Raw genomic sequence first — 26536 nt, 5'->3', positions numbered from 1 at the left:
GTCCGCCGCTCAATCGATCCGCGGGGCGAGGCGGGCCGGGCCGGCGGCCGGGTCGCCGCGCAGCTTCTCCTGGAGCTCCTTGCCCTGATCGGTGAGCCGCTGCGGCCCGCTGAGCGGGGGCACCCCGGAGACGCTCTCGCCGGGCGCGATCGGGGGCTCGTACTGGGTGGGCGCGGTCGCGACGGTGTAGGCGCTCGCCACGGCGATCACCGCGGTGAGGCTGAGGGCGGCGCGTGCCCACCGCCGGCTGCGGCGCTCGGCGGCGGCGCGTACGGCGGCCGCCCGGCGGGGTTCGAGCCGGACGGCGGGCCGCAGCGTCGAGAGCCGTTCGTGCAGCAGCGCGGACCGGTTCTCCGGCGGTACGCCGGCCAGTTCGGGGACCCGGTCGGCGAGGTCGGCGTGGGCGTGGAGGAGACGGCTGCCGGCGGCGGGGGTGCTGGCCTCCGTCTCGGCGGCGGTGTCGGGGAGGTCGAGGCCGACGCCGTCGTAGAGCAGGACGGTACGGCGGTGGACGGTGGGCAGCGCGAGCACGGCGTCCAGGAGGATCCGGTCGGCGGGCTCGGCGGGGGCCTTGTCGGGGTGCCGGTGGGCGCGGCGGAACTGGTGCCAGGGGGAGAGGGCGTACTCGTACGCGGCCGCGCGCACCCAGCCCACGGGGTCGGGGTCGGTGGCCACCTCGGGCCAGCGGCTCCAGGCCTGCTGGAAGGCCCGCTCCACGGCTTCCAGGGCGAGGGCCCGGCGGCCGGTGAGCAGGTAGGTCTGCCGGGCGAGGGCGGGTGCGGCGTACCCGTAGAGCGCGTCGAACGCACCCCCGGGCCCGGACCCCACCGCGGGGCGGCCGCAGGCGGTGCCGCCCTGGGGCTCCGCCTCAGGCTCAGGCTCCGGCTGCGCCTGCGACCGCATGGGCCCGGCGGCGGCGTCCGGCTGCGCCTGCGTGGCCCCGGCCTTCGCCTCCGGCTGCGCTTGGGGGCCCGCGTTCCCGGCCCCAGCCTCCGCCTGCGCCTGCGACCTCGTGGGCCCGGCTGCGGCGTCTGGCTGCGCCTGCTCCTGCTCCTGCAGGGGGCCGACTGCGGTGTCCGGCTGCGCATGCGCGTTTCCGGTCTTCGCCTCCGGCTGCGCTTGCTTGGTCGCCTTCCCGGCCGCGGTGTCCGGCTGCGCCTGCGCCTGCAGGGGCCTGGCTGCGGCGTCCGGCTGCGCCTGCGTGGCCCCGGCCTTCGCCTCCGGCTGCGTCTGCGTGCCTGCGTTCCCGGCCGCGGCCTCCGGCTGCGCTTGCTTGGTCGCGTTCCCGGCCGCGGTGTCCGGCTGCGCCTGCGCCTGCAGGGGCCTGGCTGCGGCGTCCGGCTGCCCTTGCGTGGCCCCGGCCTTCGCCTCCGGCTGCGTCTGCGTGCCCGCGCCCCCGGCCTCCCGCTGCGCCTGCGGCTGCGTGGGCCCGGCCTCGACACCGAACCCGCCGCCTCCGGCCCACCCGATCCGGGGATCGGCCGGGCCGGGCGGCGCCGGGTCTGCCGCCGTGCGTGCGGCGCCTTTCGCTCGGGACTCGGTCCCTCCGGACGCGTCGGCTGCGTCGGCCGGAGGCGCCGTGACGGCGGCGCCTGTCGTGTCGTCAGCGCAGGCCCCGTTTCCTGTGGTCGGGGCGGCCGGGTTGCCGGGCCGGCCCGGCTCCCTGCGCCCATCGGACCGGTCGGTCGCTGTGGGGCCGGTGGTGTCCGCCGGGAGCGTGACCCGGTTGGCCGCGTCCGATCTGCTGGTTCCGCTGGGCCGGTTGGCCCCGTCGGAGCTGCCTGCTTCCTCGGTCGCGGGGGTGCTTGCGGGGTGTGCGGCCTCGTCGGCCGCGCCCGATCCTTCGGCGCCGTACGGCTCGTTGACCGCGTCGCGCCTGCCGGCTGCGGTGGGCGCGACGGCGGAGCCGGCCCTGGCCGGGAGCTTGCCGGCGTCGTGGCGGGGCAGGGCCCCCGGCGGCTTCGCGGCGCGCTTGGCGGCGGGCTTGGGGCGGGTCCCGGCCCCGGAGGGCCGGCCCGGCTGGTGGTGCACGGGGTCCGGTGCGACTCCGGTCACGGCGGGCGGGGTCACGGCTTCCGTGGGCGCGGGCGCGTCCGCCCGGGGGTGCGTGGCCTCGGGCTCGACGGGCGGGGCTGCCGGTGCCTCGGCGTCGGCGGGCCGGTCCGCCGGGCCCGCGGCGGCGCGTTCGGGTACGGGCTCCCGGGCCGGGGGTTGCGCAAGGCTCGTCAGAAACCTTGCGTAGGCCTCCCGTTTGCGCCCGCGCGGAGCCGTACGGCCCGTTTCCCATGACCGCACCGTGGATGCGGTCACCCCCACCGCCGCCGCGACCTCCTCGTATGACAGCCCCGCCGAATCGCGCAGTCTGCGGCGTTCCTTCGGGGAGGGGAGGCCCAGCCCCGAGCTCGTCTCGACGCCTCGTGTCATGCCACACTCCCCGCGACCCGGCAGCCCTGGGCGAAAAAGTACATAAACGTATATTGAGCGACACCACGGGCATTCGCCTGTTACCCGCTCATAGCGCGTGTCGTTGGCACCATGGCGGGGTGACCCAAGTGACCGAACGCGGGACCCCGTTGTCCGCGGCCCCGCGACCCGCCGGTCGACGCCGTTCCCCGGCGGCGGCCGCCTGCGTGGTCGGCGGTGCCGTGGCGGCCGGACTGGGGCTCGGCTTCCTCGCCGTGCTCGTCATCGTGCTGTGGATCAGCTCCCCCTACCCCGACAGCGGCCCCGGCGGGGCGCTGCACCTCGCCGCCGGGCTGTGGCTGCTCGCGCACGGCACGGAGCTCGTGCGGTACGAGACCCTGTCCGGCGCGCCCGCGCCCGTCGGCCTGACCCCGCTGCTCCTCGTGGCGCTGCCCGTACTGCTCATGCGGCGGGCGGCCCGGCTCGGCAGCGCCTCGGAGGAGGAAGGGGAGGAGGCGCCGGTGCTGCCCGCCGGCGCGGTCTTCTCCGCCGTGGTGTGCGGGTACCTGGCCGTCGGGGCCCTCGCCACCGTGTACGCGGCCGGCGGCCCCATGCCCGCCGATCCGCTGAGCGCGGCCTGGCACGTTCCGCTGGTCGCCGTGCTCGCCGCCGCCGGTGGGGTGTGGGCGGCCCGGCGGCGTCCGCTCGGGCCGCCCCCCTCCTGGGTGCCGGGGGGCGTACGGCGGGCACTCACGCGCCCCCGTTACGCGCTGGCGCTCCGGGCCGGCGCGGGCGGAGCCCTCGTACTCCTGGGCGGCGGTGTGCTGCTCGTGGGGGCCTCGCTCGCCTGGCACGGCGCGGAGGTCCAGGGGACGTTCCTGGCGCTGACGGGGGTGTGGTCGGGCCGCTTCGCGGTCCTGCTGCTCGCGGTCGCGCTGATCCCGAACGCCATGGTGTGGGGCGCGGCCTACGCCCTCGGGCCGGGCTTCGCCCTCGGCGTCGGCACGACCGTGACCCCGCTCGGCTTCGAGGGGCCGCCCCCGCTGCCGCGGTTGTTCCCGCTGCTGGCGGCACTGCCGGGCGAGGGGCCGGGGAACCCGGTGACGTGGGCGGTCGCCGGGGTGCCGGTGGTGGCCGGGCTGGCGGTGGGGTGGTTCGCGGTGCGCCGGGCGCGGGAGGTCTCGTACGGGGAGACCGCGCTCACGGCCGGTCTCGGCGCGCTGGTGTGCGGGCTGGTCATGGCCGGGCTCGCGGCGGCCTCGTCGGGGCCGCTGGGGTCGCGGGTGCTGGCCGACTTCGGGCCGGTGTGGTGGGCCGTCGGGGCGGCGGCCTTCGGGTGGACGCTGGTGTTGGCCGTGCCGGTGGCGGTGGGGGTGCATGCGTGGCGGCTGCGGCCGGCCGTCGCGGGGGGTGCGGGGGAGGAGGACGGGTGGCACGACAGTGGGGTGCGGGAGATCCGGTGGGAGGCGCTTCGCCAGGCGGCGGCCTCGGCCGCCGTTTCCGCCCCGGCGGCGTCGGCTCCAGTCCCGGTGGCCCCGGCCCCGGCCTCTGAGGCGGTGGCTGCTCCCGATGCCGGTGAGGTGGCGGTGGCGCCGGTGGGGGCGGCGCGGCCGCAGCGGGCGTTGACGATCGTCCGGGGCTTCTCCCTGGAGGTGCCGGTGCCGGTGGTGGCGCGGCAGCCGGAGCCGTTGGCGCCGCCGGTGGTGGGGGTGCGGGTGCTGGCGCGGCGCAAGCCGCCCGCCTAGCGGCGAGCCGCCGGGCTCCGCCCCGGGCCCCGCGCCTCAATCGCCGGCGGGGCTGGAGTTTGCCGGTCTGCGTGGGCGGGTGCGGGTCCAAGATCGGGGCTCCGCCCCCGACCCCGCGCCTCAATCGCCGGCGAGGCTGGACTTTGCTGGTCTGAGTGGGCGGGTGCGGGTGCAAGAACGGGGCTCCGCCCCTGCACCCCCGCGCCTCAAGCGCCGGCGGGGCTGGAGTTGTTCGTGCGGGGGCAAGGCCGGGGGAGTTACTGGCGGACCTTCAGGATGGTGCCCACCATGTTGTCAGGGAGGAGGGTGTTGCACTGGAGTTCCGCCGACTGGGTCAGGGCGTCGTCGCGGCAGACGTAGAAGTCCTTGTACGCCAGCTGCAAGGCGTACGAGGTCATCGCCAGCAGGATCGCCAGCGAGGCCGTGATCAGGCCGCTCACCGCCGCCGTGCGCTGGGGGCGGGCGGCTTCGCCCAGGGCGGCCAGGCCGCCGGGGGACGGGGGCGTCGCCGAGGGGGCGTCCGCGCGGGACGGCACCGGCTTGCCGCGGAGGGCGCTGATGCCCCAGTACAGGGCCAGGGCCCCCAGCAGCAGGCCCACCGACGGGATGCCGAAGATGCCGAAGAAGAAGCCCCACATGCCGGCCAGCAGCGCATAGCGGGCGCGGCGCTGGATCGGGTCCGTCGGGTCCCAGCGCGCCGGGCCGCCCCGGCCCTCGGAGTCCTTCGGGTCGGTCCCGCCGGGCCCGCCGGTGCCGCCGCCGTCGACGCCGCCGCGCGGCTGCCACGGCTGGTCGGGCCGGCCTTCCGGGGGAGCCGCGAAGGGGTTGTCGTCGGTGGAGGAGTCGGGCTGGCGGCGGTCCGGCATCGGGTGCTTTTCTTCCCCTGTGTCATGGACGTCACGGCGACGTCGTGGCGAGGTGAGGCCTGATTGCGGCTTGTTGGGCCTGCTTGCGGCTTGTAGGCCAGACGCTACCCCTCGGCCGTCCCCCCGTACCTCGGGGGCCGTCCGGTGTGCCGGTATCGTTGCAGGCGGTCGGTGGCTTCGTATGGTTCCCCGTATATCGGTACCCCGAAGTTTCGTATGACCGCACAAGACGAACACCGTATTTCCCGCGAGAAAGGGCCCCCATGGCCGCCTCCCGCCTGGTCGTGCTGGTCTCCGGTTCCGGCACCAACCTCCAGGCCCTGCTCGACGCCATCGACGCCCACCCCGGCGGACCCGAGGGCTTCGGCGCCGAAGTCGTCGCCGTGGGGGCCGACCGCGAGGGCATCGTCGGCCTGGAGCGGGCCGAGAAGGCGGGGATCCCCACCTTCGTGTGCTCGGTGAAGGACCACGCGAGCCGCGAGCAGTGGGACGCCGCGCTCACCGAGGCGACCGCCGCCCACGCGCCGGACCTCGTCGTGTCGGCCGGGTTCATGAAGATCGTGGGCAAGGCGTTCATCGACCGCTTCGGCGGACGGTTCATCAACACCCACCCCGCCCTCCTCCCCGCCTTCCCCGGCGCGCACGGCGTACGGGACGCGCTCGCCTACGGCGCGAAGGTCACCGGCTGCACGGTCCACTTCGTGGACTCCGGCGTGGACACCGGTCCGATCATCGCCCAGGGTGTGGTCGAGATCCGGGACGAGGACGACGAAGCCGCTCTCCATGAGCGCATCAAGGAAGTCGAGCGACAGCTGCTCGTCGACGTCGTGGGGCGCCTGGCCCGGCACGGCTACCGCATTGAGGGACGAAAGGTAACAATCCAGTGACCGCCGCAGACACCGCAGCGAGCAACGACCCGACCACGAACCGGCGGCCGATCCGGCGTGCGCTCATCAGCGTCTACGACAAGACGGGACTGGAAGAGCTGGCCCGCGGCCTGCACGAGGCGGGCGTGGCGCTCGTCTCCACCGGCTCCACCGCTTCGAAGATCGCCGCGGCCGGGGTGCCCGTCACCAAGGTCGAGGAGCTGACCGGCTTCCCCGAGTGCCTGGACGGCCGGGTCAAGACCCTGCACCCGCGCGTGCACGCCGGCATCCTCGCCGACCTGCGCCTGGAAGACCACCAGCGGCAGCTCGCCGAGCTGGGCGTCGAGCCCTTCGACCTCGTGGTCGTCAACCTCTACCCCTTCCTGGCCACCGTCCAGTCGGGTGCCACCGAGGACGAGTGCGTGGAGCAGATCGACATCGGCGGCCCCTCCATGGTCCGCGCGGCCGCCAAGAACCACCCGTCGGTCGCGGTCGTGACCAGCCCCGAGCGGTACGCGGACGTGCTCGCCGCGGCCCAGGGCGGCGGCTTCGACCTGACCGCCCGCAAGCGCCTGGCGGCCGAGGCCTTCCAGCACACCGCCGCCTACGACGTCGCCGTGGCCTCCTGGTTCACGAACGCGTACGCGCCGGAAGAGGGCGCCGTCCTGCCCGAGTTCCTCGCGGGCGCGTGGGAGCGCAAGTCCACCCTCCGGTACGGCGAGAACCCGCACCAGGCCGCCGCCCTCTACACGGACGGGCAGCCGGGCGGGCTCGCCAACGCCGAGCAGCTGCACGGCAAGGAGATGTCCTTCAACAACTACGTGGACACCGAGGCCGCCCGCCGCGCCGCCTACGACCACGAAGAGCCCTGCGTCGCGATCATCAAGCACGCCAACCCGTGCGGCATCGCCGTGGACGCCACGGACGTCGCCGCCGCGCACCGCAAGGCGCACGCCTGCGACCCGCTGTCGGCCTTCGGCGGCGTCATCGCCGTCAACCGCCCGGTGACCGTCGAGCTCGCCGAGCAGGTCGCGGAGATCTTCACCGAGGTCATCGCCGCCCCCGCCTACGAGGACGGCGCGGTCGAGATCCTGGCCAAGAAGAAGAACATCCGCGTCCTGAAGGTGGACGGGACCCCGCACCAGCCGGGCGACCTCAAGCCCATCTCGGGCGGCGCGCTGCTCCAGCAGAGCGACGTCTTCCAGGCCGAGGGCGACGACCCGGCCAACTGGACCCTCGCCACCGGCGACGCCCTGTCCGCCGAGGAGCTCGCCGAGCTGGTCTTCGCGTGGAAGGCCTGCCGGGCCGTCAAGTCCAACGCGATCCTGCTCGCCAAGGACGGCGCCTCGGTCGGCGTCGGCATGGGTCAGGTCAACCGCGTCGACTCGGCGAAGCTCGCCGTCGAGCGGGCGGGTGCCGAGCGCGCGCAGGGCTCGTACGCCGCGTCCGACGCCTTCTTCCCCTTCCCGGACGGGCTGGAGATCCTGACGGCGGCCGGTATCAAGGCCGTGGTCCAGCCGGGTGGTTCCGTGCGCGACGAGCAGGTCGTCGAGGCCGCGAAGAAGGCCGGCGTGACGATGTACTTCACCGGGACCCGGCACTTCTTCCACTGAGCACCGCACCTCCCGTACACGGCGAAGGCCGCGTCCCGCGCACTGCGGGTCGCGGCCTTCGCCGTAGGTGTCGTACGTGCCGTACGAGGATCAGTAGCGCGGGCGCTTGAACCAGGCGGCGCCGGGCGAGCTGACCATGGCGGCGAGGATGAGGCCGCCGATGGCCAGGCCGACGATGCCGCTGGCGGCACCGTTGGCGCCGTTCGCGGACGTGTTGGCGAAGTTGGCGAGGCCGCCCAGGATCGACAGCGAGGCGTAGACGATCGAGGTGATGCGGACGCCGTTGCCACCCTTGGCGTACTTGACGCCGAGGATGATGGCCAGCACGCCGAGCGCGAGGACGAAGAGGCCGAGCGCCAGGACGACGCCACCGACGACGTCACCGGCGGCGCCGCTGTCCGTGGTGGACAGCGCCGCACCGCCGATCAGGGCGACGATGCCGACGATGAGCTGCAGGCCGCCGACGATGAAGAGCAGCACGCGAGCGGTCTTCACCAGACCGGGCATCTCCATGGGCATGCCCGGGTAGCCGCCGGGGTAGCCGGCCGGGCCGCCCGGGTAGCCCTGCGGGGCCTGCTGCGGGTAGGCGTAGCCACCCTGCGGCGGGACGCCCTGCGGGGGCTGCTGCGGGTAGCCGTAGCCGGGCTGGCCCTGCGGGGCCTGGGGCTGCTGGCCGTACGGGTTGTTCGGGTCGCCGAAGCTCATCTTGGGGTGTTCCTCCGTGGAAGTGCGGGGACGCACGGCAAACGCACGGAGGAAATCTGCATCTTTGCGGTCCGCCCCCCGGCACTGCCCGCGGCACTCTGTCCTTGCATCGTCCTCGGACACGCAAGTGCTTGTCCAGTTGGTTGCGATGGGGGCCGTCACTTGTTGTGCAAGTGCAATGAACCGCGCGCACGCGCGAGCGCCCCGTCCGGGTCCGTGACTGGAATCGGGGCCGCTCCATCCGGGAGGATGGGTACATGACCGCCCAGATTCTCGATGGCAAGGCCACCGCAGCCGCGATCAAGTCCGAACTGACCGCCCGGGTGGCGGCGCTGAAGGCCCGGGGCATCACCCCCGGCCTCGGCACCCTGCTGGTCGGCGACGATCCGGGCAGCCGCTGGTACGTCAACGGCAAGCACAAGGACTGTGCCGAGGTCGGCATCGCCTCCATCCAGCGCGAACTGCCCGAGACCGCCTCCCAGGAGGACATCGAGGCGGTTGTACGGGAACTCAACGACAACCCGGAGTGCACGGGCTACATCGTCCAACTCCCCCTCCCCAAGGGAATCGACACCAACCGGGTCCTGGAGCTGATGGATCCGCTCAAGGACGCCGACGGCCTGCACCCCATGTCGCTCGGCCGGCTGGTGCTGAACGAGCCGGGTCCGCTGCCCTGCACCCCGTACGGCATCGTCGAACTGCTGCGCCACCACGACGTCGAGATCAACGGCGCCCACGTCGTCGTCCTCGGCCGCGGCATCACCGTCGGACGCTCCATCGGGCTGCTGCTGACCCGCAAGTCCGAGAACGCCACGGTGACGCTCTGCCACACCGGTACGCGCGACCTGTCGGGCCTGCTCCGCCAGGCGGACATCGTCGTCGCGGCGGCCGGTGTCCCGCACCTGGTCAAGCCGGAGGACGTGAAGCCGGGCGCGGCCGTGCTCGACGTGGGCGTCAGCCGCGACGAGAAGGGCAAGATCGTCGGCGACGTGCACCCGGGCGTCGCGGAGGTGGCCGCCTGGATCTCCCCGAACCCGGGCGGCGTCGGCCCGATGACCCGGGCCCAGCTGCTCGTCAACGTCGTCGAGGCGGCCGAACGGACCACCAGTGCGGGCTGAATCCGACGCGGCCGACGCCGCCGGCGCCGCCGAGCAGGCCGGCCCGGCGGGCCCGCCGGAGGCGCAGGCGCCCCGGTCCCGCCGCTTCCCGTCCATCACCCGGGACACGGCCCGCCCCGAGGGCAGCGGCCGTGCCGTCCCCGGGGCCGTGTCCACGCCTGTACGGCAGTGGCCGATGCTCGCCGTGCTCACCGCGACCGCGGCCGGGCTGCTGGCCACGGCGCTGGGGCACCCGAAGTTCGGCTGCCTGCTGATCGGGCTGGCCCTGATCGCGGCCTCCGCGCTGCGGCGCGCACTGCCTTCGGTGGGCATGCTCGCGGTGCGCTCCCGCTTCACGGACATGGTCACGTACGGGGTGCTGGGCGTGGCGATCACGCTGCTCGCGCTGGTGATGGAACCCAAGCCGTGGCTGGAGATCCCCTTCCTGGAATCTGCGGTCCGCTTCACCGTTCGCTAGACCGGCTCAAGGGACGGGCCCGGGCTGCCGACCGATTCGTCGGCGCTCACGGCCCGTTCGCCTTCGAACTCCCGGCGCCGTGTGCGACGTGCCACACGGACCCGGGGATTCGGCCCCTCCGGGGTCGGATAGCCTGACCGCGGATGTCTCTTCACATCAAGATGTGCCCGGAAGCGGCGTCCGTCCAGCACATGGGGCAGGGACGCCCCACCGCCAGCTGTCTAACGGAGAAGGCCATGACCCGCACTCCTGTGAATGTCACCGTCACCGGCGCCGCCGGCCAGATCGGCTACGCGCTGCTCTTCCGCATCGCCTCCGGTCACCTGCTCGGCGCGGACGTGCCGGTCAAGCTCCGGCTCCTGGAGATCCCCCAGGGGATGAAGGCCGCCGAGGGCACCGCCATGGAGCTCGACGACTGCGCCTTCCCGCTGCTCGCCGGCATCGACATCTTCGACGACCCGAACAAGGGCTTCGAGGGTGCGAACGTCGCGCTGCTCGTCGGCGCCCGCCCGCGCACCAAGGGCATGGAGCGCGGTGACCTGCTCTCCGCCAACGGCGGCATCTTCAAGCCGCAGGGCGCCGCGATCAACGCGCACGCCGCGGACGACATCAAGGTCCTGGTCGTGGGCAACCCGGCCAACACCAACGCGCTCATCGCGCAGGCCGCCGCCCCGGACGTACCGGCCGAGCGCTTCACCGCGATGACCCGCCTGGACCACAACCGCGCGATCTCGCAGCTGGCCGCCAAGACCGGCGCCGCCGTCTCCGACATCAAGCGCCTCACCATCTGGGGCAACCACTCGGCTACCCAGTACCCGGACATCTTCCACGCGGAGATCGCCGGCAAGAACGCCGCCGAGGTCGTCAGCGACGAGCAGTGGCTCGCCGACACCTTCATCCCGACCGTCGCCAAGCGCGGCGCCGCGATCATCGAGGCCCGTGGCGCGTCCTCGGCCGCCTCCGCCGCGAACGCCGCCATCGACCACGTCCACACGTGGGTCAACGGCACCGCCGCGGGCGACTGGACCTCGATGGGCATCCCGTCGGACGGCTCCTACGGCGTCCCGGAGGGCCTGATCTCCTCCTTCCCCGTCACCTGCAAGGACGGCAAGTACGAGATCGTCCAGGGCCTGGACATCAACGAGTTCTCCCGCACCCGCATCGACGCCTCCGTGCAGGAGCTGTCGGAGGAGCGCGACGCGGTCCGCGAGCTCGGCCTCATCTGACCCCTCGGATGTGATCGGTCCGATCCGGCCGCTCCGGCCTGATCCGCTGTCCCGAAAGGCCCCGGCGCATGGTGCGCCGGGGCCTTTCGGCGTGCTCAGCCCTGCTTGTACATCCCCGGGGTGTAGTGCCCCGGCACCATGCGGGTGGTGACGCCGAAGCGGTTCCAGACGTTGATCGTCGCGATGACCGCGATCAGCTGGGTCAGCTCGCGCTCCTCGAAGTGCCGGGCGGCCTTCTCGTAGACCTCGTCGGGCACGAACCCGTCGGTGAGGACGGTGACCGCCTCGGTGAGCTCGATCGCGGCGAGCTCCTTCTCGGTGTAGAAGTGCCGGGACTCCTCCCACGCGCCCAGCAGCACGATCCGCTCCACGCTCTCGCCGGCGGCGATCGCGTCCTTGGAGTGCATGTCGATGCAGAAGGCGCAGTGGTTGAGCTGCGAGGCACGGAGCTTGACGAGCTCGACGAGGGCCGGGTCCAGGCCCTTCGTGGAGGCGATCTCCAGTGCCGTGACCGCCTTGTAGACCTCGGGGGCGAGCTTCGCCCACTGCAGGCGGGGGGTGTGTTCGGGGGCGTGGGAACCGGCGTCGGAGTGGCTGTGGCGGTGGGTCTGCTGCTGCACGTTCGTGGTCGTCATGCGTCCCACCGTAGGAGGGAACCGGACCGCCGATATGGTCCATATCCATGACGGATTCCTGGGCCACTTTCGGCGCCGACCTCCATCTCGACCTCTCCGCCGGCCGCGGTCTGCGGGCCGGGCTCACCGAGGCGCTGCGCGAGGCCGCGCGCAGCGGGCGGCTGGCCGCCGGGACGAGGCTGCCTTCCTCCCGCTCGCTCGCCGCCGATCTGGGGATCGCCCGCAACACGGTCGCGGAGGCCTACGCCGAACTCGTCGCCGAGGGCTGGCTGACGGCCCGACAGGGCTCGGGCACCCGGGTCGCCGAACGGGCCCGGCCGCGCAAGCCCGCGGCGGCGGCCCGGGTACGGCACCCCGTGCGCCGGGGGGCCTCGTACAGCCTGCAGCCCGGCTCCCCCGACGTGGGCGGCTTCCCGCGCGCGGCGTGGCTGTCGGCGGCCCGGCGGGCGCTGACCGACGCGCCGAACGAGGCCTTCGGGTACTCGACCGACGGGCGCGGCCGGCCGGAGCTGCGGGAGGCGCTGACCGGGTACCTGGCTCGGGCCCGCGGGGTGTACGCGGACCCGGACCGGATCGTGCTGTGCGCGGGCTTCGTCCACGCGCTGGGGCTGCTGGCCCGGGTGCTGCGGGCGCGGCGGGTCCGGGAGATGGCGGTGGAGGGGTACTGCCTGGGCATCCACCGCAACCTGCTGGCACGGGAGGGCCTGCGGACGCGGCCGCTGGGCGTGGACGCGGAGGGTGCCCGTACGGAGGAACTGACCGGGGCGGTGGGCGCGGTGCTCCTGACCCCGGCGCACCAGTTCCCGACCGGGGGCGCCCTGTCCCCGGCCCGGCGGGCGGCCGTGGTGGACTGGGCCCGGACCACGGGCGGGCTGGTCCTGGAGGACGACTACGACGGGGAGTTCCGCTACGACCGCCAGCCGGTCGGCGCACTGCAGGGGCTGGATCCCGACCGGGTGGTCTACCTCGGCACCGCGAGCAAGTCCCTCGCCCCCGGGCTGCGCATGGGCTGGATGGTGGTCCCGCCGGGGCTGCTCGACGAGGTGCTGGCCGTGAAGGGCCCGGGCGACTGGACGTCCAGCGCGCTGGACCAGCTCACGCTCGCGGAGTTCATCACCTCCGGGGCGTACGACCGGCACGTGCGCGGCATGCGCCTGCGCTACCGGCGCCGCCGGGACGAGCTGGTGGCGGCCCTGGCCGGCCGGGTGGCCGTCTCCGGCATCGCGGCGGGACTGCACGCCGTACTGGACCTCCGGGCGGGCACGGAGCGCTCGGTGATCCAGGCGGCGGCCTGGCAGGACCTGGCGGTGGAGGGCCTCTCCGCCTTCCGCCACCCGGAGGCGGACCTTCCGCCGCGCGAGGCGCTGGTGGTGGGCTACGGCACCCCGTCGGACAGCGCGTGGGCCCCGACGCTGGCCGCGCTGTCGACGGCGCTTCCGTAGCCGGTGCCATTCCCCGGAGGGAATTGAGGGGGCCGGGGCGGGCGGGGAGGATCGCTGCAACGTCCAGGCCGAGGAAGGGACCCCCGATGACGACGACGGTGACGGAACTCGACACGGCAGAAGTGATCAGCCGCTTCAACAAGGCCTTCACCGACCGCGAGCCGGAACTCCTGACGGACCTCGTGGCCGAGGACTGCGTGATGGTCGGCGTCCAGCCGGCCCCCGAGGGCGCGCGCTACGAGGGCCGTGAGGCCTGCCTGGAGTTCTGGCAGAACCTGGCCGCCGACCGGTCGACCACCTTCACGCCGTACGAGGTGTTCGTGGCGGGCGACCGCGCGGTGATCCAGTGGCGGGCGGTCTTCACGGACGGCGAGGCGGTCTTCGGCACCGGCCAGGAGACGTCGGTCCTCGGCGTCAACCTGATGCGGATCCGTGCCGGCCGCATCACGGAAGCCCTGGGCTACGCCAAAACCCCCTGACGCCCGGCCCGCCCAGCCCCGCCGCCGGGCCCGGGGCACGGGCCCGGGGCACGGGCGCGGGGACACCCTAAGGCGGCGGCTCCGCGGGGGGTTCGCCGAAGCGGGCCAGGGCCAGGGAGCCGGCCACCGCCACCGCGAAGCCGGCCACCGCCAGCCAGGTGAGGCCCTCACGGGTGCGGTCGCCGAGCCAGGCCACCCCCGCCACCGCCGGGGCGATCGTCTCGCCCAGCACCAGCCCCGCCGTCGCCGCCGTCACCGAGCCGCGCGCCAGTGCCGACGTGAGGAGCAGGAAGGCCGCGCCCCCGCCCAGCAGCAGCGCGTACAGCGCCGGGTTCCCCACGTCCCAGACGGAGTCGAGCAGACGGACCGCCACCTCCACCACGCCGAAGCCCGTTCCCGCCGCGAAACCCAGGACCAGCGCGCGCGGCCGGTCCGGGAGCCGGCCCGCCGCCGCGCCGACGAGCAGCACCAGCCCCGCCACCCCCAGCAGCGCCAGCTTCAGGGCGAGCGACCCCTTCCCCGAGCCCTCCTCCCCGGACGCCAGCCCCAGCATCAGCAGCCCAGCACACACCACCCCCACCGCGCCCCACTCCATCCCCGACAGCCGCACCCGCAACAGCCTGGCCGCCACCACCGCCGTCACCGCCAGGCTCGCGGCGAGCGCGGCCCCCACCGCGTAGATCGGAATGTGACGCAGCGCGATGATCTGGAGGACGAAACCGACCGCGTCCAGGCCGAGTCCGGCCAGGTACCGCCACTGCCGCGCCGCCCGCAGCAGCAGCGCCGCGTCCACCCCGGAGCCCGTCCCCGGCTCGGCGGCCCGCGCCGCCACCGCCTGCAGAACGGACGCCGTACCGAAGCAGACCGCCGCCGCCAACGCGCAAACCATCCCAATCAGCACGAACTGACTCTAAGTCACCGCGCTCGCCACGGCCGGATTCCATCGGCCCGGTGCCCCGCTCTAGGCTGTCGGCAGCACGCCACCAGGGGGAGCAGCCACATGGACGACACCAGCAGCACCAACACCGCCACCACCCGGCGCCGTATGCGCTCCGGCGCCGTGGCCCTCGGCGGCATGGGCCTGCTCGCGGCCACGCTCGTGGCCTGCGGCAGCAGCGACGAGCCCGACAAGCGGTGCGCGTCGCGTTCCACGCTGGACCACCTGAACAACAAGGACTGCAAGAGCGGCGGCCGCGGCTCCTGGTACTACGGCGGCTCCGTCAGCCGCGGCAAGGTCACCGGCGGCAGCTTCGACAAGTCCGCCGTCACCCGCGGCGGCATCGGCGGACACAGCAGCTCCGGCTCCAGCGGCGGCTGACGAGCGCCACGAACGAGCGCCACGAACTCCAGGGAACCCCCACACGCATGAAGCGGCACACCATCGAGCCCCGCCCCGACTGGCAGAAGACGGTCGAGGAGCAGGGCCTGATCTACCCCCTCACCCGCTACCCCGACGATTCCCTGCGCCCCTACTGGGACGAGAGCGCGTACTACTCCTTCTCCCTCCCCGAGGTCGAGGCCCTGGAGAACGTCGTCGAGGAGCTGCACGCCATGTGCCTGGCCGCGGCCGGGCACATCGTCGAGCACGACCGCTTCGCCGACCTCGGCATCACCGACCCGAAGCTCGCCGCGCTCATCGCCGAGTCCTGGCGCCGCCGCGCCGAACAGCCCTCCCTCTACGGCCGTTTCGACCTGCGCTACGACGGCTCCGGCAGCCCGGCCAAGATGCTGGAGTACAACGCCGACACCCCCACCTCCCTCGTGGAGGCGGCCGGCCCCCAGTGGTTCTGGATGGAGGAACGCTTCCCCGGCGCCGACCAGTGGAACTCCCTCCACGAGCGCCTCGTCGACGCCTGGCGCCGGCAGGCCGAGCTGCTCCCGCCCGGCCCGCTGCACTTCGCGCACTCCGAGACCGACGAGCTCGGCGAGGACCTGATGACGGTCGCCTACCTCCAGGAGACCGCCGAGCAGGCCGGTCTGGAGACCCACGCCCTGTCGGTGGAGCAGATCGGCTGGGACAGCCTTTCCGGCCGGTTCGTCGACGACCGGCTGCGCTTCATCCGCGGCTGCTTCAAGCTCTACCCGTGGGAGTGGCTGGCCACCGACGCGTTCGGCCCGCAGGTCCTCGGCACGTACGACCACGGCGGCGGCTCCGGCACCACCTGCTGGATCGAGCCGCTGTGGAAGATGCTGCTGTCCAACAAGGCGCTGCTGGCGATCCTGTGGGAACTCTTCCCGGAGCACCCGAACCTGCTGCCCGCCTACCTCGACGGTCCGCGCGAGCTGGCCGAGGAGGGCGGTTACGCCGCGAAGCCGCTGCTGGGCCGCGAGGGCGCCGGGGTCACCCTCCACGAACCGGGCGGCGAGCCGTTCGTGGCGAAGGAGGACGAGCGGTACTGCTTCCAGGGCCTCGCACCGCTGCCCGATTTCGACGGGAACCGGGTGGTGCTCGGCGCGTGGGTCGTCGAGGACGAGGCGGCGGGGCTGGGCATCCGCGAATCGGCGGGTCCGGTCACGGACGAGTACGCCCGTTTCCTGCCCCACGTCATCCTGTAGGGCCGGGGCCGGTCCTGGCGGGCCGGTTTCGACGGGGCCGGGCGCGCCTGGGCACCTCCTCGGGCGCCGGACGTGACCAGGGGCCGGAGAGTGCATCGGCGTGTGTTCGGCGCCCTGCGAGGGCGCCCCGCCACACACCCGGCTCCGTCGAAACCGGCGGGGTCAGCCGGCGAGCACCGCCCTCAGCTGGTCCAGCCCCCAGTCCAGGTCCTCCTTGGAGATCACCAGGGGCGGGGCCAGCCGGATCGTCGACCCGTGGGTGTCCTTCGCCAGCACCCCCCGCTCCATCAGCTTCTCGGAGATCTCCCGGCCCGTCCCGTGCGCCGGGTCGATGTCCACCCCCGCCCACAGCCCCCGCCCCCGTACGGCGGTAACCGCGCCCCCGCCGACCAGCAGGCCCAGCTCCCGGTGCAGGTGGTCGCCGAGTTCGGCGGCCCGCTGCTGGTACTCGCCGGTCCGGAGCATCGCGATCACCTCCAGCGCGACGGCGCACGCGAGGGGGTTCCCGCCGAAGGTGGACCCGTGCTCGCCGGCCCGGAACACCCCGAGCACGTCCGAGTCGGCGACGACCGCCGACACCGGCACCACGCCGCCGCCGAGCGCCTTGCCGAGGACGTACACGTCCGGCACGACCTCCTCGTGCTCGCACGCGAAGGTCCGCCCGGTGCGCCCGAGCCCCGACTGGATCTCGTCCGCCATGAAGAGCACGTTCCGCTCGCGCGTCAGCTCCCGTACGCCCCTCAGGTACCCGGCGGGCGGCACCAGCACCCCCGCCTCGCCCTGGATGGGCTCCAGCAGCACGGCCACCGTGTTCTCCGTGACCGCGTGCGCGAGCGCGGTGAGGTCCCCGTACGGGACGATCTCGAAGCCCGGCGTGTACGGACCGAAGTGGTCGCGCGCGTCGTGGTCCGTGGAGAAGGAGACGATGGTCGTGGTCCGCCCGTGGAAGTTGTCGGCGGCGACCACGATCTTGGCGTGGCCGTCCGGGACACCCTTGACCTCGTAACCCCACTTGCGCGCGGTCTTCACGGCCGTCTCCACCGCCTCCGCGCCCGTGTTCATGGGCAGCACCATCTCCTTGCCGCACAGCGCGGCGAGTTCGGTGCAGAAGTCCGCGAAACGGTCGTGGTAGAAGGCGCGGGAGGTGAGCGTGACCAGCTCCAGCTGCGCCTTGGCGGCGTCGATCAGGCGGCGGTTGCCGTGCCCGAAGTTGAGCGCCGAATAGCCGGCGAGCATGTCCAGATAGCGGCGGCCCTCCACGTCGGTCATCCACGCGCCCTCCGCGGAGGCGACGACGACGGGCAGCGGATGGTAGGTGTGCGCGCTGTGCGCGTCGGCGGAACGGATGGCATCAGCAGTTGTCGACACGGGGTCTCCGATCGTCCGTCAGGCCTGTGACGAGGGTGGCGTCACCCTCCATCCTCGCTCGTATACAGGGCGGAGAAACCTTTCTCGTGGCGCGCCCGCTAAGGTGACCGGTACGCACGGCGACTGGCGTACGGAGAACGAACTCCGGGGGAGTCGTGCGCGTACGACCGCACACAGGGCCGCTCGCCTGGGCCTCGCGGGGACGAGATCTGACATCGACCCCGGAGGAGCCGCCATGACCGCGCGCCGCCACCCCGCCCTCTTCGCGACCGACCCCGAACTGGCGTCCTTCGTCGCGGCGGAAGAAACACTCCAGGCCCAGACCCTGCGCCTGATCCCCAGCGAGAACTACGTGTCCGCGGCCGTGCTCGAAGCCTCCGGCACGGTCCTGCAGAACAAGTACAGCGAGGGCTACCCCGGCCGCCGCTACTACGAGGGCCAGCAGAACATCGACCGCGTCGAGGCGCTGGCGGTCGAGCGGGCCAAGGGCCTGTTCGGGGTGGACCACGCGAACGTGCAGCCGTACTCCGGCTCGCCGGCCAACCTGGCGGTGTACCTGGCGTTCGCGAAGCCGGGCGACACGGTCATGGGCATGGCACTGCCGATGGGCGGGCACCTCACCCACGGCTGGGGCGTCTCGGCGACGGGCTCCTGGTTCCGGGGCGTGCAGTACGGGGTCCAGCCCGGCACCGGCCTGATCGACTACGACGCGGTGCGCGACCTGGCCCTGGCGGAACGCCCCAAGCTGATCTTCTGCGGCGGCACGGCGCTGCCCCGCACGATCGACTTCGCGGCCTTCGCGTCGATCGCCGAGGAGGCGGGCTCGATCCTCGTCGCGGACGTGGCCCACATCGCCGGCCTGATCGCGGGCGGGGCCCACCCGTCCCCGGTGGGTCACGTGGACGTCGTCTCGACCACCACCCACAAGACCCTGCGGGGACCGCGTGGCGCGATGCTGATGTGCCGGGAGGAGCACGCGAAGGCCATCGACAAGGCGGTCTTCCCGGGCCTCCAGGGCGGCCCGCACAACCAGACGACCGCCGGCATCGCGGTGGCCCTCCACGAGGCGGCGCAGCCGTCCTTCACCGCCTACGCGCACGCGGTCGTCGCGAACGCCAAGGCGCTGGCGGAGGCGCTGCTGGCGCGGGGCTTCGACCTGGTCTCGGGCGGTACGGACAACCACCTGATCCTGATGGACCTGACCTCGCGGGACGTGCCGGGCAAGGTGGCCGCCAAGGCGCTGGACCGCGCGGGGATCGTGGTGAACTACAACACGGTGCCGTTCGACCCGCGCAAGCCGTTCGACCCGTCGGGCATCCGCATCGGTACGCCTTCGCTGACGTCGCGGGGCCTGTCGACGGACCACATGCCGCTGGTGGCGGACTGGATCGCCCGCTCGGTGGACGCCGCCGCCAAGGCCGACGAACCGGCCCTCGCCGCAGTCCGCGCGGAGGTCGCGTCCCTGATGGCCGCCTTCCCGGCCCCGGGCCTCCCCCTCTAGCGGTTCTTCCGGGTCGTACCGGCGCGGCGCCGCTGCTGGGGCTCCGCCCCAGGCCCCGCGCCTCAAACGCCGGCGAGGCCGGATTCCGGCCGCTCTCGCCTGCCCCTGGCGGGCTTGGACTGCGCGCAGCGCCAGTCGAGCCCGCCAGGCGTTCGAGGGCGACCTGCAGCGAAGCCGCCCGGCGCCGGTGGCGCCCGCGGCCCGGGCGGCGGCCATGGCGCAAAGCGGTCGCTCGGCCGAAGCGAGATCCGGACGCCGCGCTACTGCTCGGTACCCGTACGGGGCACGGGCCGGCCGGGGCCGACCCGGAAGGATCCGGCCAGTGGCGGGCCCGAGCCCGCCCCCGCACCTGAGAGAATGAGGGCATGGCTTCTGATCGTCCTCGCGCGCTCTCCGGCATCCAGCCCACCTCCGGTTCGTTCCACCTCGGGAACTACCTCGGAGCCATTCGCCAGTACGTCGCCCTGCAGGAGACGCACGACGCCTTCTACATGGTCGTCGACCTGCACGCGATCACCATGCCGCAGGATCCGAAGGACCTCCGCGCGAACACCCGCCTCTCCGCCGCGCAGCTGCTCGCCGCCGGCCTGGACCCCGAGCGCTGCACGCTCTTCATCCAGAGCCACGTGCCCGAGCACGCGCAGCTCGGCTGGGTCATGAACTGCATCACCGGCTTCGGCGAGGCCAGCCGGATGACCCAGTTCAAGGACAAGTCCGCCAAGCAGGGCGCCAACAACGCCACCGTCGGGCTCTTCACGTACCCGATCCTCCAGGTCGCCGACATCCTGCTCTACCAGGCGAACGCCGTCCCCGTCGGCGAGGACCAGCGCCAGCACATCGAGCTGACCCGCGACTTGGCCGAGCGCTTCAACCAGCGCTTCGGCCAGACCTTCACCCTCCCCGCCGCGCACATCGTCAAGGAGGTCGCGAAGATCTACGACCTCCAGGACCCGGCGATCAAGATGTCCAAGTCCGCGTCGTCCCCCAAGGGCCTGATCAACCTCCTCGACGAGCCCAAGGTCACCGAGAAGAAGATCAAGAGCGCGGTCACCGACACCGAGGCCGAGGTCCGCTTCGACACCGAGAAGAAGCCCGGCGTCAGCAACCTGCTCACGATCTACTCCACCCTCACGGGCGAGAGCGTCCCGGCCCTCGAGGCGAAGTACGAGGGCAAGGGCTACGGCGCGCTGAAGACCGACCTGGCCGGCGTGATGGTCGATTTCGTCACACCCTTCAAGCAGCGCACCCAGGAATACCTGGACGACCCCGAGACGCTGGACTCCATCCTGGCCAAGGGCGCGGAGAAGGCCCGCGCGGTCGCCGCCGAGACCCTGGCACAGGCGTACGACCACCTCGGTTTCCTGCCCGCCAAGCACTGACGGAAGCCCTGACGGGGCACCTGGCGACCGAGGGCTCTGGCGAGACGGGGGGTGTCGGCCCCACACTGGGGCGACACTCCCTGTCGGCAGTCGCGCCGGCAGTCCACAGACACAAGCGGAGGAGAGATACGTGGGGACCGTAACGCTCGGCGTTTCGATCGCGGTCCCGGAGCCGTACGGCCGCCAGCTCCAGCAGCTGCGCGCCGGCTTCGGGGACGCCGCCGCGCACGGCATCCCCACGCACGTCACCCTCGTCCCGCCCACCGAGGTCGAGGCCGACCGGCTCCCGGCGATCCGGGCCCACCTGGCCGAGGTCGCCGCCGCCTTCCGCGCCTTCGGCATGCGGCTGGCCGGGACGGGAACCTTCCGCCCCCTCTCGCCGGTCGTCTTCGTACAGGTCGTCGAGGGCGGCGCCGGCTGCACCCGGCTCCAGTCCGAGATCCGGGACCCCGCGGGACCGCTCGACCGCGAGCTGGCGTTCCCGTACCACCCCCACGTCACCGTCGCCCACGGGATCTCCGAGGAAGCGATGGACCTGGCGTTCTCGACCCTCGCCGACTACGCCGCCGAGTGGGTCTGCGACGGCTTCGCGCTCTACGAACAGGGCTCGGACGGGGTCTGGCGCAAGCTGCGCGAATACCCCTTCGGGGCCGGTACCACCGGCGTCCCCGCCCAGCCCGGCTCGCTCACCGACGCCGCGGCGGAAGCGGCCGTGCGCCCCTCCGTACGCCACTCCTGACGGAGCGGACGCAGGGCCCGACACAAGGCCCGGAGCGTGCGGAAGCGGAGCCCGCGCAGGACCAGGACGTGGAACGGGCACCCCACCGGCAGCCCTTCGCGAAAAGTCACAATCGACGACCGTAGTCCCCGAAAGCGACAATCCCTGCTATTTCCGTCCGCTCATTTACGGTGACTTCATGGACTGGCTGACGAAACTTCCGGTGATCGGTCCGCTCGTGGCCCGTCTGATGCGGACGCACGCCTGGCGTTCGTACGAGCGCCTCGACCGCGTGCACTGGACCCGGCTCGCCGCCGCCATCACCTTCATCAGCTTCCTCGCCCTCTTCCCGCTGATCACCGTCGCCGCCGCCGTGGGCGCGGCGCTGCTCAGCGAGGAACAGCTGGACCGGCTGGAGAAGAACCTCGCCGAACAGGTCCCCGGCATCTCCGACCAGCTCGACATCGGCGGGCTCGTCGCGAACGCGGGCACGGTCGGCCTCGTCGCCGGCGCGATCCTCCTCTTCACCGGCATCGGCTGGGTGGGCTCGATGCGGGACTGCCTGCGCGCGGTGTGGGAGAAGGACGACGAGGACGGGGGGAACCCCTTCGTCCGCAAGGGCAAGGACGGGCTCGTCCTGCTCGGCCTCGGCGGAGTGGGCCTGGCCTCCGCCGCGGCGTCGATCTTCGGCGCCAGCGCGGTGGGCAAGACCGCCGACTGGCTGGGCATCCCGCAGCACGGCCTCGGCGGCGGGCTGCTGCGGGCCGCCGCCTTCGCCGTGGGCGTCCTGGCCGCCTTCCTGATGCTGCTCTACGCACTGACCCTGCTGCCCGGCGTCGAACCGCCGCGCCGCCGCCTGCTCGAAGCGGCCCTCATCGGCGCCGTCGGCTTCGAGCTGCTGAAGCTGCTGCTCAGCGGCTACATGCGCGAGGTCGCCGCGAAGAGCATGTACGGGGCCTTCGGCACGCCGATCGCCCTGCTGCTCTGGATCAACTTCACGGCGAAGCTGCTGCTGTTCGTCGCGGCCTGGACGGCCACGGGCGCCGATGACGACGCTTCCCGTACGGGTGGACCAAGGGCACAGGCGCCGGCGGCCGGCTGAAGATCCCCGGCCGGCGAGGGTCTTCCCGTCCCGGTGTCCGCGCCCGTCAGACGAGCTCCTCGTCCCGGTCCCGGTCCCAGGCCCGGTTGCGGCGGCCGCGCGGCCAGCGCCGGTTGAACACGAACGCGCCGCCCGCCAGCACCGCCAGCGCGCCGCCCGCGACACCGAGCGCGGTGCCGATCCCGCCCCCGCGCCCGCCCGAACCCTTGCCGGCCACCGACGGGGTGTTCTCGTGCGACCGGGCCGGGGAGCCGACGGAGGAGGTGTCCGCGCTCTTCGGCGGCACCAGCTCACCCACCGGCTTGACCTTCCCGGCCGCCGCGAACCCCCAGTCGAAGAGCGCGGCCGTCTCCTCGTACACCGAGTTGACGCCGCCCGCGTCCGGGTTCATCACCGTGACGAGCAGCTTCCTGGCACCCTGCTGCGCCGCACCGGTGAAGGTGGCACCGGCCATCGTCGTGTTGCCGTTCTTCACCCCGGCGATGCCCTTGTACGGGGCGATGCCGCCCGCCCCCGTCATCAGCCGGTTGGTGTTCTGGATCTCGAAGTACTCCCGCGGCTTGCCCTCCTCCTGCCGGCCGGGGAACTTCGCCTCGGCCGTGCCGCAGTACTCCCGGAAGTCCTTCTTCTGCAGCCCGGAGCGGGCGATCAGGGTGAGGTCGTACGCGCTCGACACCTGCTCCGGTGCGTCGTACCCGTCGGGGGACACCACGTGGGTGTCCAGGGCCTGGAGCTCCTCGGCGTGCGCCTGCATGTCCTTGACGGTCTTGTCGATGCCGCCGTTCATCGCCGACAGGACGTGCACGGCGTCGTTCCCCGACCGCAGGAACACCCCCAGCCACAGGTCGTGGACGGTGTACTCCAGGTCCTCCTTGACCCCGACCAGGCTGCTGCCCGGGCCGACGCCCTCCATGTCCTGCTCGGTGACCTTGTGCACCTGGTCCTTGGGCAGGCCCGGCAGCACGGTGTCCGCGAAGAGCATCTTCATGGTCGAGGCCGGGGGCAGCCGCCAGTGGGCGTTGTGCGCCGCCAGCACCTTCCCGGACTCGGCGTCCGCCACGATCCACGAGCGGCCGGTGAGGTTCGCGGGCAGGGCGGGCGCGCCGGGCAGCAGGTTGACCTGGGTGCCCGGCTGCCCGAGGAGCGAACCGCCGACCGTCGACATCGAGACGGGCGGAGCGGGTGCCGCCGGGGCCTTGCCGGGCCGCGCCTTTCCGTCGGCCGGCGGGGCCGGCGCGGCGTGCGCGGAGGTCACGAGGAGGGAGGGGACCAGCAGCGCGGCGGAAAGGACCGTCAGCGCGGTCTTTTTGGCAGACACGCAGGTGAAAGTACATCCCGATGGGCTGTTTGCGGTCATGGACCGGCCCATTCGGTAGAACCACTGCCGGGACAGCCCACCCCCGCGCGTCCGTCCTGGGGACGAATCCGATACTGGGGGCATGAAACTCAGCCGTGCCGCCTCCTGGTTCCTGCTCGCCTTCGGAGTGTGGAGCTGGTTCATCTGGGTGTCTTTCGTCCGGAACCTGTGGAAGAACGGCAGCGGCCTGGCATTTGATGCGGCGGGCGACCCCACGTCCTACTTCTGGGTGCACCTGACACTCGCGGTGACGTCCTTTCTCCTGGGGACGGCCGTCGGCGTGATCGGGTTGCGCGGGGTCCGGGCCCTGCGGCGTGCGTCACGTACGGGGTCGGATGCGGATGCGGGTGCGGGGACGGGCTCGCAGCCGCGTACGGGCACGGACCCGGGCACGGGTACGGACACGGGCGCGGACAGCGGCTCCGGCGCGGGGAGCGCGACATGAAGATCGCGCTCGTCGTACTGATCGCGCTGGCGGTCCTCGCCCTCCTGGTGCTGGTCCACCGCTGGCTGTGGATCCGCCTGGTCCGTGACACCACGGCCCCCGGTGGCCTGCCCCGCCGCATCGGCACGGTCTCGGTCATCGTGCTGCCCCTCCTCTCCGTGGCCGCACTGACCGCGGGCCGCGCGGGCGCCCCGTTCCCGGTCCAGCAGGTGGTGTCCTGGCCCGGCTACCTCTGGCTCGCGGTACTCCTGTACCTGACCCTGACGATGCTGGTCGCCGAGCCGATCCGCGCGCTGTTGCTCCGCCGTCTGGCCCACCGGAACCCCTCGGGGGAGGACCGGGACCCCGCGCCGCACACGCCGGCGGTACTGATGCAGCCCGCCTCCGGCTCCGGCTCCGACCTCGCGCCGGTCTCCGCGCCCGCCCCCGCCGCCGGCGCCCCGGAGGGCTCCGATAGGCCAGGGGTGACCTCACCCGGCCTGACCCGGCGCCGGTTCGTCGCGCGCACCGTCGGCGGGGCCGCCGCAGCCGTGGCCCTCGGGACCGTCGCGGGCGGCACCTACGGAGTCCTGCGCGGCCCGAGCGTCCGCCGCGTCCAGGTGCCGCTCGCCAAGCTTCCGCGCGCGGCGCACGGGTTCCGGATCGCCGTCGTCAGCGACATCCACCTCGGCCCGGTCCTCGGCCGCGCCCACACCCAGCGCATCGTCGACACCGTCAACCGCACCCAGCCCGACCTCATCGCCATCGTCGGCGACCTCGTCGACGGCAACGTCCACGACCTCGGCCCGGCCGCCGAGCCGCTGCGCCGACTCAGCGCCCGCCACGGCTCGTACTTCGTCACCGGGAACCACGAGTACTTCTCCGGCGCCCAGCAGTGGGTCGACCACGTACGCGAACTCGGCCTGACCCCCCTGGAGAACGCCCGCCGCTCCCTCCCGCACTTCGACCTCGCCGGCGTGAACGACATCGCGGGGGAGAGCGAGGGCCACGGCCCCGACTTCCGGGCCGCCCTCGGAGACCGCGACCGGACCCGTGCCGCCGTACTCCTCGCCCACCAGCCCGTCGTCATCCACGACGCCGTCCGGCACGGCGTGGACCTCCAGCTCTCCGGGCACACCCACGGCGGCCAGCTCTGGCCCGGCAACTACCTCGCCGAGCTCGCCAACCCCACCGTCGCCGGGCTGGAGCGCTACGGAGACACCCAGCTCTACGTGTCCCGCGGAGCGGGCGCCTGGGGACCCCCGGTCCGCGTCGGCGCGCCGTCCGACATCACCGTGGTCGAACTGGCCTCGCCGCAGGCCTGACGGGGCTCCCGGGGGGTCTCCTCCGGATCACGGCCGGGCCCGGGACGTCCGGCACCCCCTAAGCGGGATCGCGGTCCGTCTCCGGGCCCGGGTCCGGGTCCGAGGCCCGCTTGCGGGCGCCGGCCGTGGCCGTCTGGGCCATGCCGGGCAGGAAGTCCGCGAACAGCTCGTGCACCTCGCGCACCAGCGGCCGCAGCACCCGGAACCGGGCCAGCACGATGCCGCGCGTCGTCAGCTGCGCGCCGCGCTCCGCGAGCCGCCGCGTCTTCTCGCTGTTCGGCGAGCGGTCGAACACCCAGTACAGCACCAGCCCCATCTGCGAGAGCCACATCAGCTCCGGCAGTACGTCGGCCAGCTCCGCCGGCACCTTGGTCTTCGCCCCGGCCAGCACCTCGCGGTGGATGTCGATGGCCGCCTGGCGCGCCGGCTCCGACTCCGGAGAGAAGGGGCTGAGGGGACTTTCCGGGTCCGCCGCGTTCTTGAAGAACTGGGAGGCGAACTCGTGGTACGGGGCAGCGATGTCCATCCAGCTCGTCAGCACGCCGGCGAGCCGCTTCTGCAGATCGGTCTCGCTGTCCAGGATCGGCCGGACCGCCGCCTGGTGCGCGGCGCCGATCCGGTCGTAGAACCCCTGGACGAGGTGTTCCTTCGACTCGAAGTAGTAGTAGGCGTTGCCGACCGAGACACCGGCCTCCTTCGCGATACCCCGCATCGTCGTCTTGTCGAAGCCGCGCTCCTGGAAGAGCCGGAGCGCGGTTTCGAGGATGAGCGTGCGGGTCTGCTCGCTCTTGGGAGCCTTCTGATCAGTCACGGTGTACGAGCCTAACGGGGTACGGAGCACTGGTCGTCACAGGCCGGTACCTCAGGCCCCTGCGGCCCGCCTTCGGTCCGTACGGCCTCCCGCCATTTCGAGGCGGTGTACATGGCCGCCCGGGCGAAGGGCCGACCGGCGGCAGTGGCGAGCCAGTTGGCCTTCGGGCGGTGCTCGACCAGCGCCCACAGGCACACGATGAACGCGTCCGTGCCGGTCCACACCTGCCCCGAGTCCCCGATGACGGTGATCTCCCGCAGCGTCGCCGCGTGGTCGAGCCGCGGGTACTGCCGCTGCGCCTCGTAGGAGCCGGCGGGGATGAGCCGGAGCGGTACCAACCAGCGCTGCGCGAGCAGCCAGTGCCGGATGTGGACGCAGAGCGGGCAGTTCGCGTCGTACAGCACCGTCAGCCGCCGCACTGCCCCGGTGACCGCCACCGC

General features: G+C 73.1%; 24 protein-coding genes, 1 pseudogene and 1 riboswitch. Of the genes and pseudogenes, 16 read left to right on the top strand and 9 right to left on the bottom strand.

The genetic code is table 11. The features are described from left to right. Positions 1-9: 9 nt before the first annotated feature. Positions 10-2424 (bottom strand): helix-turn-helix domain-containing protein, encoded by a 2415-nt coding sequence (locus ACIP5M_RS29095; protein WP_401202209.1) that lies wholly within the window; start codon positions 2422-2424, stop codon positions 10-12. A gap of 119 nt (positions 2425-2543) precedes the next feature. Between ACIP5M_RS29095 and ACIP5M_RS29090 the strand changes: the two genes are divergently transcribed. Then, a complete protein-coding gene (locus ACIP5M_RS29090) occupies positions 2544-4148 on the top strand; it encodes a DUF6350 family protein (RefSeq protein ID WP_401202207.1) in 1605 nt (534 codons plus the stop codon). A gap of 257 nt (positions 4149-4405) precedes the next feature. Here the strand turns inward: ACIP5M_RS29090 and ACIP5M_RS29085 are convergent, their stop codons facing one another. Continuing rightward, positions 4406-5014, bottom strand: coding sequence for a hypothetical protein (locus ACIP5M_RS29085; RefSeq protein WP_401202206.1), 609 nt, complete (start codon positions 5012-5014; stop codon positions 4406-4408). A gap of 263 nt (positions 5015-5277) precedes the next feature. Between ACIP5M_RS29085 and purN the strand changes: the two genes are divergently transcribed. Then, positions 5278-5901 (top strand): phosphoribosylglycinamide formyltransferase, encoded by a 624-nt coding sequence (gene purN, locus ACIP5M_RS29080; RefSeq protein ID WP_401202204.1) that lies wholly within the window; start codon positions 5278-5280, stop codon positions 5899-5901. After that, positions 5898-7493, top strand: coding sequence for a bifunctional phosphoribosylaminoimidazolecarboxamide formyltransferase/IMP cyclohydrolase (gene purH / locus ACIP5M_RS29075; RefSeq protein WP_401202203.1), 1596 nt, complete (start codon positions 5898-5900; stop codon positions 7491-7493). The genes purN and purH overlap by 4 nt, the downstream gene beginning before the upstream one ends. Before the next feature lie 90 nt (positions 7494-7583). On the opposite strand, the gene ACIP5M_RS29070 is transcribed toward purH, so the two are convergent. Further along, positions 7584-8198 carry a hypothetical protein gene (locus tag ACIP5M_RS29070; RefSeq protein WP_401202201.1) on the bottom strand — a complete coding sequence of 205 codons (615 nt, stop codon included), beginning with the start codon at positions 8196-8198 and terminating at the stop codon, positions 7584-7586. 257 nt (positions 8199-8455) lie between these two features. Between ACIP5M_RS29070 and ACIP5M_RS29065 the strand changes: the two genes are divergently transcribed. The 3 genes from ACIP5M_RS29065 (at position 8456) to ACIP5M_RS29055 (ending at position 10999) form a co-directional block, all read left to right on the top strand. Further along, the gene (locus ACIP5M_RS29065) at positions 8456-9316 is read left to right on the top strand and encodes a bifunctional methylenetetrahydrofolate dehydrogenase/methenyltetrahydrofolate cyclohydrolase (protein ID WP_401202199.1); all 861 of its coding nucleotides are present in this window, start codon (positions 8456-8458) and stop codon (positions 9314-9316) included. Further along, positions 9306-9773 (top strand): DUF3017 domain-containing protein, encoded by a 468-nt coding sequence (locus ACIP5M_RS29060; protein WP_401202197.1) that lies wholly within the window; start codon positions 9306-9308, stop codon positions 9771-9773. The genes ACIP5M_RS29065 and ACIP5M_RS29060 overlap by 11 nt, the downstream gene beginning before the upstream one ends. A gap of 236 nt (positions 9774-10009) precedes the next feature. Beyond that, entirely contained in the window at positions 10010-10999 is a 990-nt protein-coding gene (locus ACIP5M_RS29055) for a malate dehydrogenase (RefSeq protein ID WP_401202196.1), read from the top strand. Between the two features lie 95 nt (positions 11000-11094). Here ACIP5M_RS29055 and ACIP5M_RS29050 read toward each other — a convergent pair whose 3' ends face one another. Continuing rightward, positions 11095-11634 (bottom strand): carboxymuconolactone decarboxylase family protein, encoded by a 540-nt coding sequence (locus tag ACIP5M_RS29050; protein ID WP_401202195.1) that lies wholly within the window; start codon positions 11632-11634, stop codon positions 11095-11097. A 47-nt stretch (positions 11635-11681) separates the two neighbouring features. Between ACIP5M_RS29050 and ACIP5M_RS29045 the strand changes: the two genes are divergently transcribed. Then, a complete protein-coding gene (locus ACIP5M_RS29045; protein ID WP_401202193.1) occupies positions 11682-13076 on the top strand; it encodes a PLP-dependent aminotransferase family protein in 1395 nt (464 codons plus the stop codon). Positions 13077-13162: 86 nt separating this feature from the next. Next, positions 13163-13555: a nuclear transport factor 2 family protein gene (locus tag ACIP5M_RS29040; protein ID WP_401202191.1), complete on the top strand. Its 393-nt coding sequence runs from the start codon at positions 13163-13165 to the stop codon at positions 13553-13555. Positions 13556-13622: 67 nt separating this feature from the next. Here ACIP5M_RS29040 and ACIP5M_RS29035 read toward each other — a convergent pair whose 3' ends face one another. Then, positions 13623-14444 (bottom strand): hypothetical protein, encoded by an 822-nt coding sequence (locus ACIP5M_RS29035; protein ID WP_401202293.1) that lies wholly within the window; start codon positions 14442-14444, stop codon positions 13623-13625. A 111-nt stretch (positions 14445-14555) separates the two neighbouring features. Here ACIP5M_RS29035 and ACIP5M_RS29030 point away from each other — a divergent pair, with 111 nt between their 5' ends. Both ACIP5M_RS29030 and ACIP5M_RS29025 read left to right on the top strand, forming a co-directional pair. Next, positions 14556-14873 carry a hypothetical protein gene (locus tag ACIP5M_RS29030; protein ID WP_401202190.1) on the top strand — a complete coding sequence of 106 codons (318 nt, stop codon included), beginning with the start codon at positions 14556-14558 and terminating at the stop codon, positions 14871-14873. 47 nt (positions 14874-14920) lie between these two features. After that, positions 14921-16111 (top strand): glutathionylspermidine synthase family protein, encoded by a 1191-nt coding sequence (locus ACIP5M_RS29025; protein WP_401202189.1) that lies wholly within the window; start codon positions 14921-14923, stop codon positions 16109-16111. 162 nt (positions 16112-16273) lie between these two features. Here ACIP5M_RS29025 and rocD read toward each other — a convergent pair whose 3' ends face one another. After that, positions 16274-17479: an ornithine--oxo-acid transaminase gene (gene rocD, locus ACIP5M_RS29020; RefSeq protein WP_401202187.1), complete on the bottom strand. Its 1206-nt coding sequence runs from the start codon at positions 17477-17479 to the stop codon at positions 16274-16276. 109 nt (positions 17480-17588) lie between these two features. After that, positions 17589-17679, top strand: a riboswitch (ZMP/ZTP riboswitch). A 35-nt stretch (positions 17680-17714) separates the two neighbouring features. Between rocD and glyA the strand changes: the two genes are divergently transcribed. The 4 genes from glyA (at position 17715) to ACIP5M_RS29000 (ending at position 22179) form a co-directional block, all read left to right on the top strand. Continuing rightward, a complete protein-coding gene (gene glyA, locus ACIP5M_RS29015; protein WP_401202185.1) occupies positions 17715-18980 on the top strand; it encodes a serine hydroxymethyltransferase in 1266 nt (421 codons plus the stop codon). Between the two features lie 365 nt (positions 18981-19345). Next, on the top strand, positions 19346-20359 hold the full coding sequence (trpS, locus tag ACIP5M_RS29010) for a tryptophan--tRNA ligase (protein WP_401202183.1): 1014 nt from the start codon (positions 19346-19348) through the stop codon (positions 20357-20359). A gap of 130 nt (positions 20360-20489) precedes the next feature. Beyond that, the gene (locus ACIP5M_RS29005; protein WP_401202181.1) at positions 20490-21098 is read left to right on the top strand and encodes a 2'-5' RNA ligase family protein; all 609 of its coding nucleotides are present in this window, start codon (positions 20490-20492) and stop codon (positions 21096-21098) included. A 178-nt stretch (positions 21099-21276) separates the two neighbouring features. Next, positions 21277-22179: a YihY/virulence factor BrkB family protein gene (locus ACIP5M_RS29000; protein WP_401202179.1), complete on the top strand. Its 903-nt coding sequence runs from the start codon at positions 21277-21279 to the stop codon at positions 22177-22179. Positions 22180-22225: 46 nt separating this feature from the next. Here the strand turns inward: ACIP5M_RS29000 and ACIP5M_RS28995 are convergent, their stop codons facing one another. Continuing rightward, complete coding sequence (locus ACIP5M_RS28995) at positions 22226-23497, bottom strand: D-alanyl-D-alanine carboxypeptidase family protein (protein WP_401202177.1); 1272 nt, start codon at positions 23495-23497, stop codon at positions 22226-22228. Positions 23498-23618: 121 nt separating this feature from the next. Here ACIP5M_RS28995 and ACIP5M_RS28990 point away from each other — a divergent pair. Both ACIP5M_RS28990 and ACIP5M_RS28985 read left to right on the top strand, forming a co-directional pair. Beyond that, positions 23619-23849, top strand: a pseudogene (locus ACIP5M_RS28990) (SCO4848 family membrane protein); the annotation flags it as partial. Positions 23850-23977: 128 nt separating this feature from the next. Then, positions 23978-25285, top strand: coding sequence for a metallophosphoesterase (locus ACIP5M_RS28985; protein WP_401202176.1), 1308 nt, complete (start codon positions 23978-23980; stop codon positions 25283-25285). Between the two features lie 58 nt (positions 25286-25343). On the opposite strand, the gene ACIP5M_RS28980 is transcribed toward ACIP5M_RS28985, so the two are convergent. Continuing rightward, positions 25344-26096: a TetR family transcriptional regulator gene (locus ACIP5M_RS28980; RefSeq protein ID WP_401202174.1), complete on the bottom strand. Its 753-nt coding sequence runs from the start codon at positions 26094-26096 to the stop codon at positions 25344-25346. 11 nt (positions 26097-26107) lie between these two features. After that, positions 26108-26533 (bottom strand): thiol-disulfide oxidoreductase DCC family protein, encoded by a 426-nt coding sequence (locus tag ACIP5M_RS28975; RefSeq protein WP_401202172.1) that lies wholly within the window; start codon positions 26531-26533, stop codon positions 26108-26110. Positions 26534-26536 lie beyond the last annotated feature (3 nt).

Source organism: Streptomyces sp. NPDC088762, assembly GCF_044750905.1.
Classification (GTDB): Bacteria; Actinomycetota; Actinomycetes; order Streptomycetales; family Streptomycetaceae; genus Streptomyces.
This window is presented reverse-complemented; position numbering and strand designations above follow the sequence as displayed.

Excerpts from the sequence above, each read along its gene's own strand:
- ACIP5M_RS29095 (WP_401202209.1), bottom strand. The coding sequence starts at position 2,424 with ATGACACGAGGCGTCGAGACGAGCTCGGGGCTGGGCCTCCCCTCCCCG.
- ACIP5M_RS29085 (WP_401202206.1), bottom strand. The coding sequence starts at position 5,014 with ATGCCGGACCGCCGCCAGCCCGACTCCTCCACCGACGACAACCCCTTC.
- purN (WP_401202204.1), top strand. The coding sequence starts at position 5,278 with ATGGCCGCCTCCCGCCTGGTCGTGCTGGTCTCCGGTTCCGGCACCAAC.
- ACIP5M_RS29070 (WP_401202201.1), bottom strand. The coding sequence starts at position 8,198 with ATGAGCTTCGGCGACCCGAACAACCCGTACGGCCAGCAGCCCCAGGCC.
- ACIP5M_RS29065 (WP_401202199.1), top strand. The coding sequence starts at position 8,456 with ATGACCGCCCAGATTCTCGATGGCAAGGCCACCGCAGCCGCGATCAAG.
- ACIP5M_RS29055 (WP_401202196.1), top strand. The coding sequence starts at position 10,010 with ATGACCCGCACTCCTGTGAATGTCACCGTCACCGGCGCCGCCGGCCAG.
- ACIP5M_RS29050 (WP_401202195.1), bottom strand. The coding sequence starts at position 11,634 with ATGACGACCACGAACGTGCAGCAGCAGACCCACCGCCACAGCCACTCC.
- ACIP5M_RS29045 (WP_401202193.1), top strand. The coding sequence starts at position 11,682 with ATGACGGATTCCTGGGCCACTTTCGGCGCCGACCTCCATCTCGACCTC.
- ACIP5M_RS29040 (WP_401202191.1), top strand. The coding sequence starts at position 13,163 with ATGACGACGACGGTGACGGAACTCGACACGGCAGAAGTGATCAGCCGC.
- ACIP5M_RS29035 (WP_401202293.1), bottom strand. The coding sequence starts at position 14,444 with ATGGTTTGCGCGTTGGCGGCGGCGGTCTGCTTCGGTACGGCGTCCGTT.
- ACIP5M_RS29030 (WP_401202190.1), top strand. The coding sequence starts at position 14,556 with ATGGACGACACCAGCAGCACCAACACCGCCACCACCCGGCGCCGTATG.
- ACIP5M_RS29025 (WP_401202189.1), top strand. The coding sequence starts at position 14,921 with ATGAAGCGGCACACCATCGAGCCCCGCCCCGACTGGCAGAAGACGGTC.
- glyA (WP_401202185.1), top strand. The coding sequence starts at position 17,715 with ATGACCGCGCGCCGCCACCCCGCCCTCTTCGCGACCGACCCCGAACTG.
- trpS (WP_401202183.1), top strand. The coding sequence starts at position 19,346 with ATGGCTTCTGATCGTCCTCGCGCGCTCTCCGGCATCCAGCCCACCTCC.
- ACIP5M_RS29000 (WP_401202179.1), top strand. The coding sequence starts at position 21,277 with ATGGACTGGCTGACGAAACTTCCGGTGATCGGTCCGCTCGTGGCCCGT.
- ACIP5M_RS28985 (WP_401202176.1), top strand. The coding sequence starts at position 23,978 with ATGAAGATCGCGCTCGTCGTACTGATCGCGCTGGCGGTCCTCGCCCTC.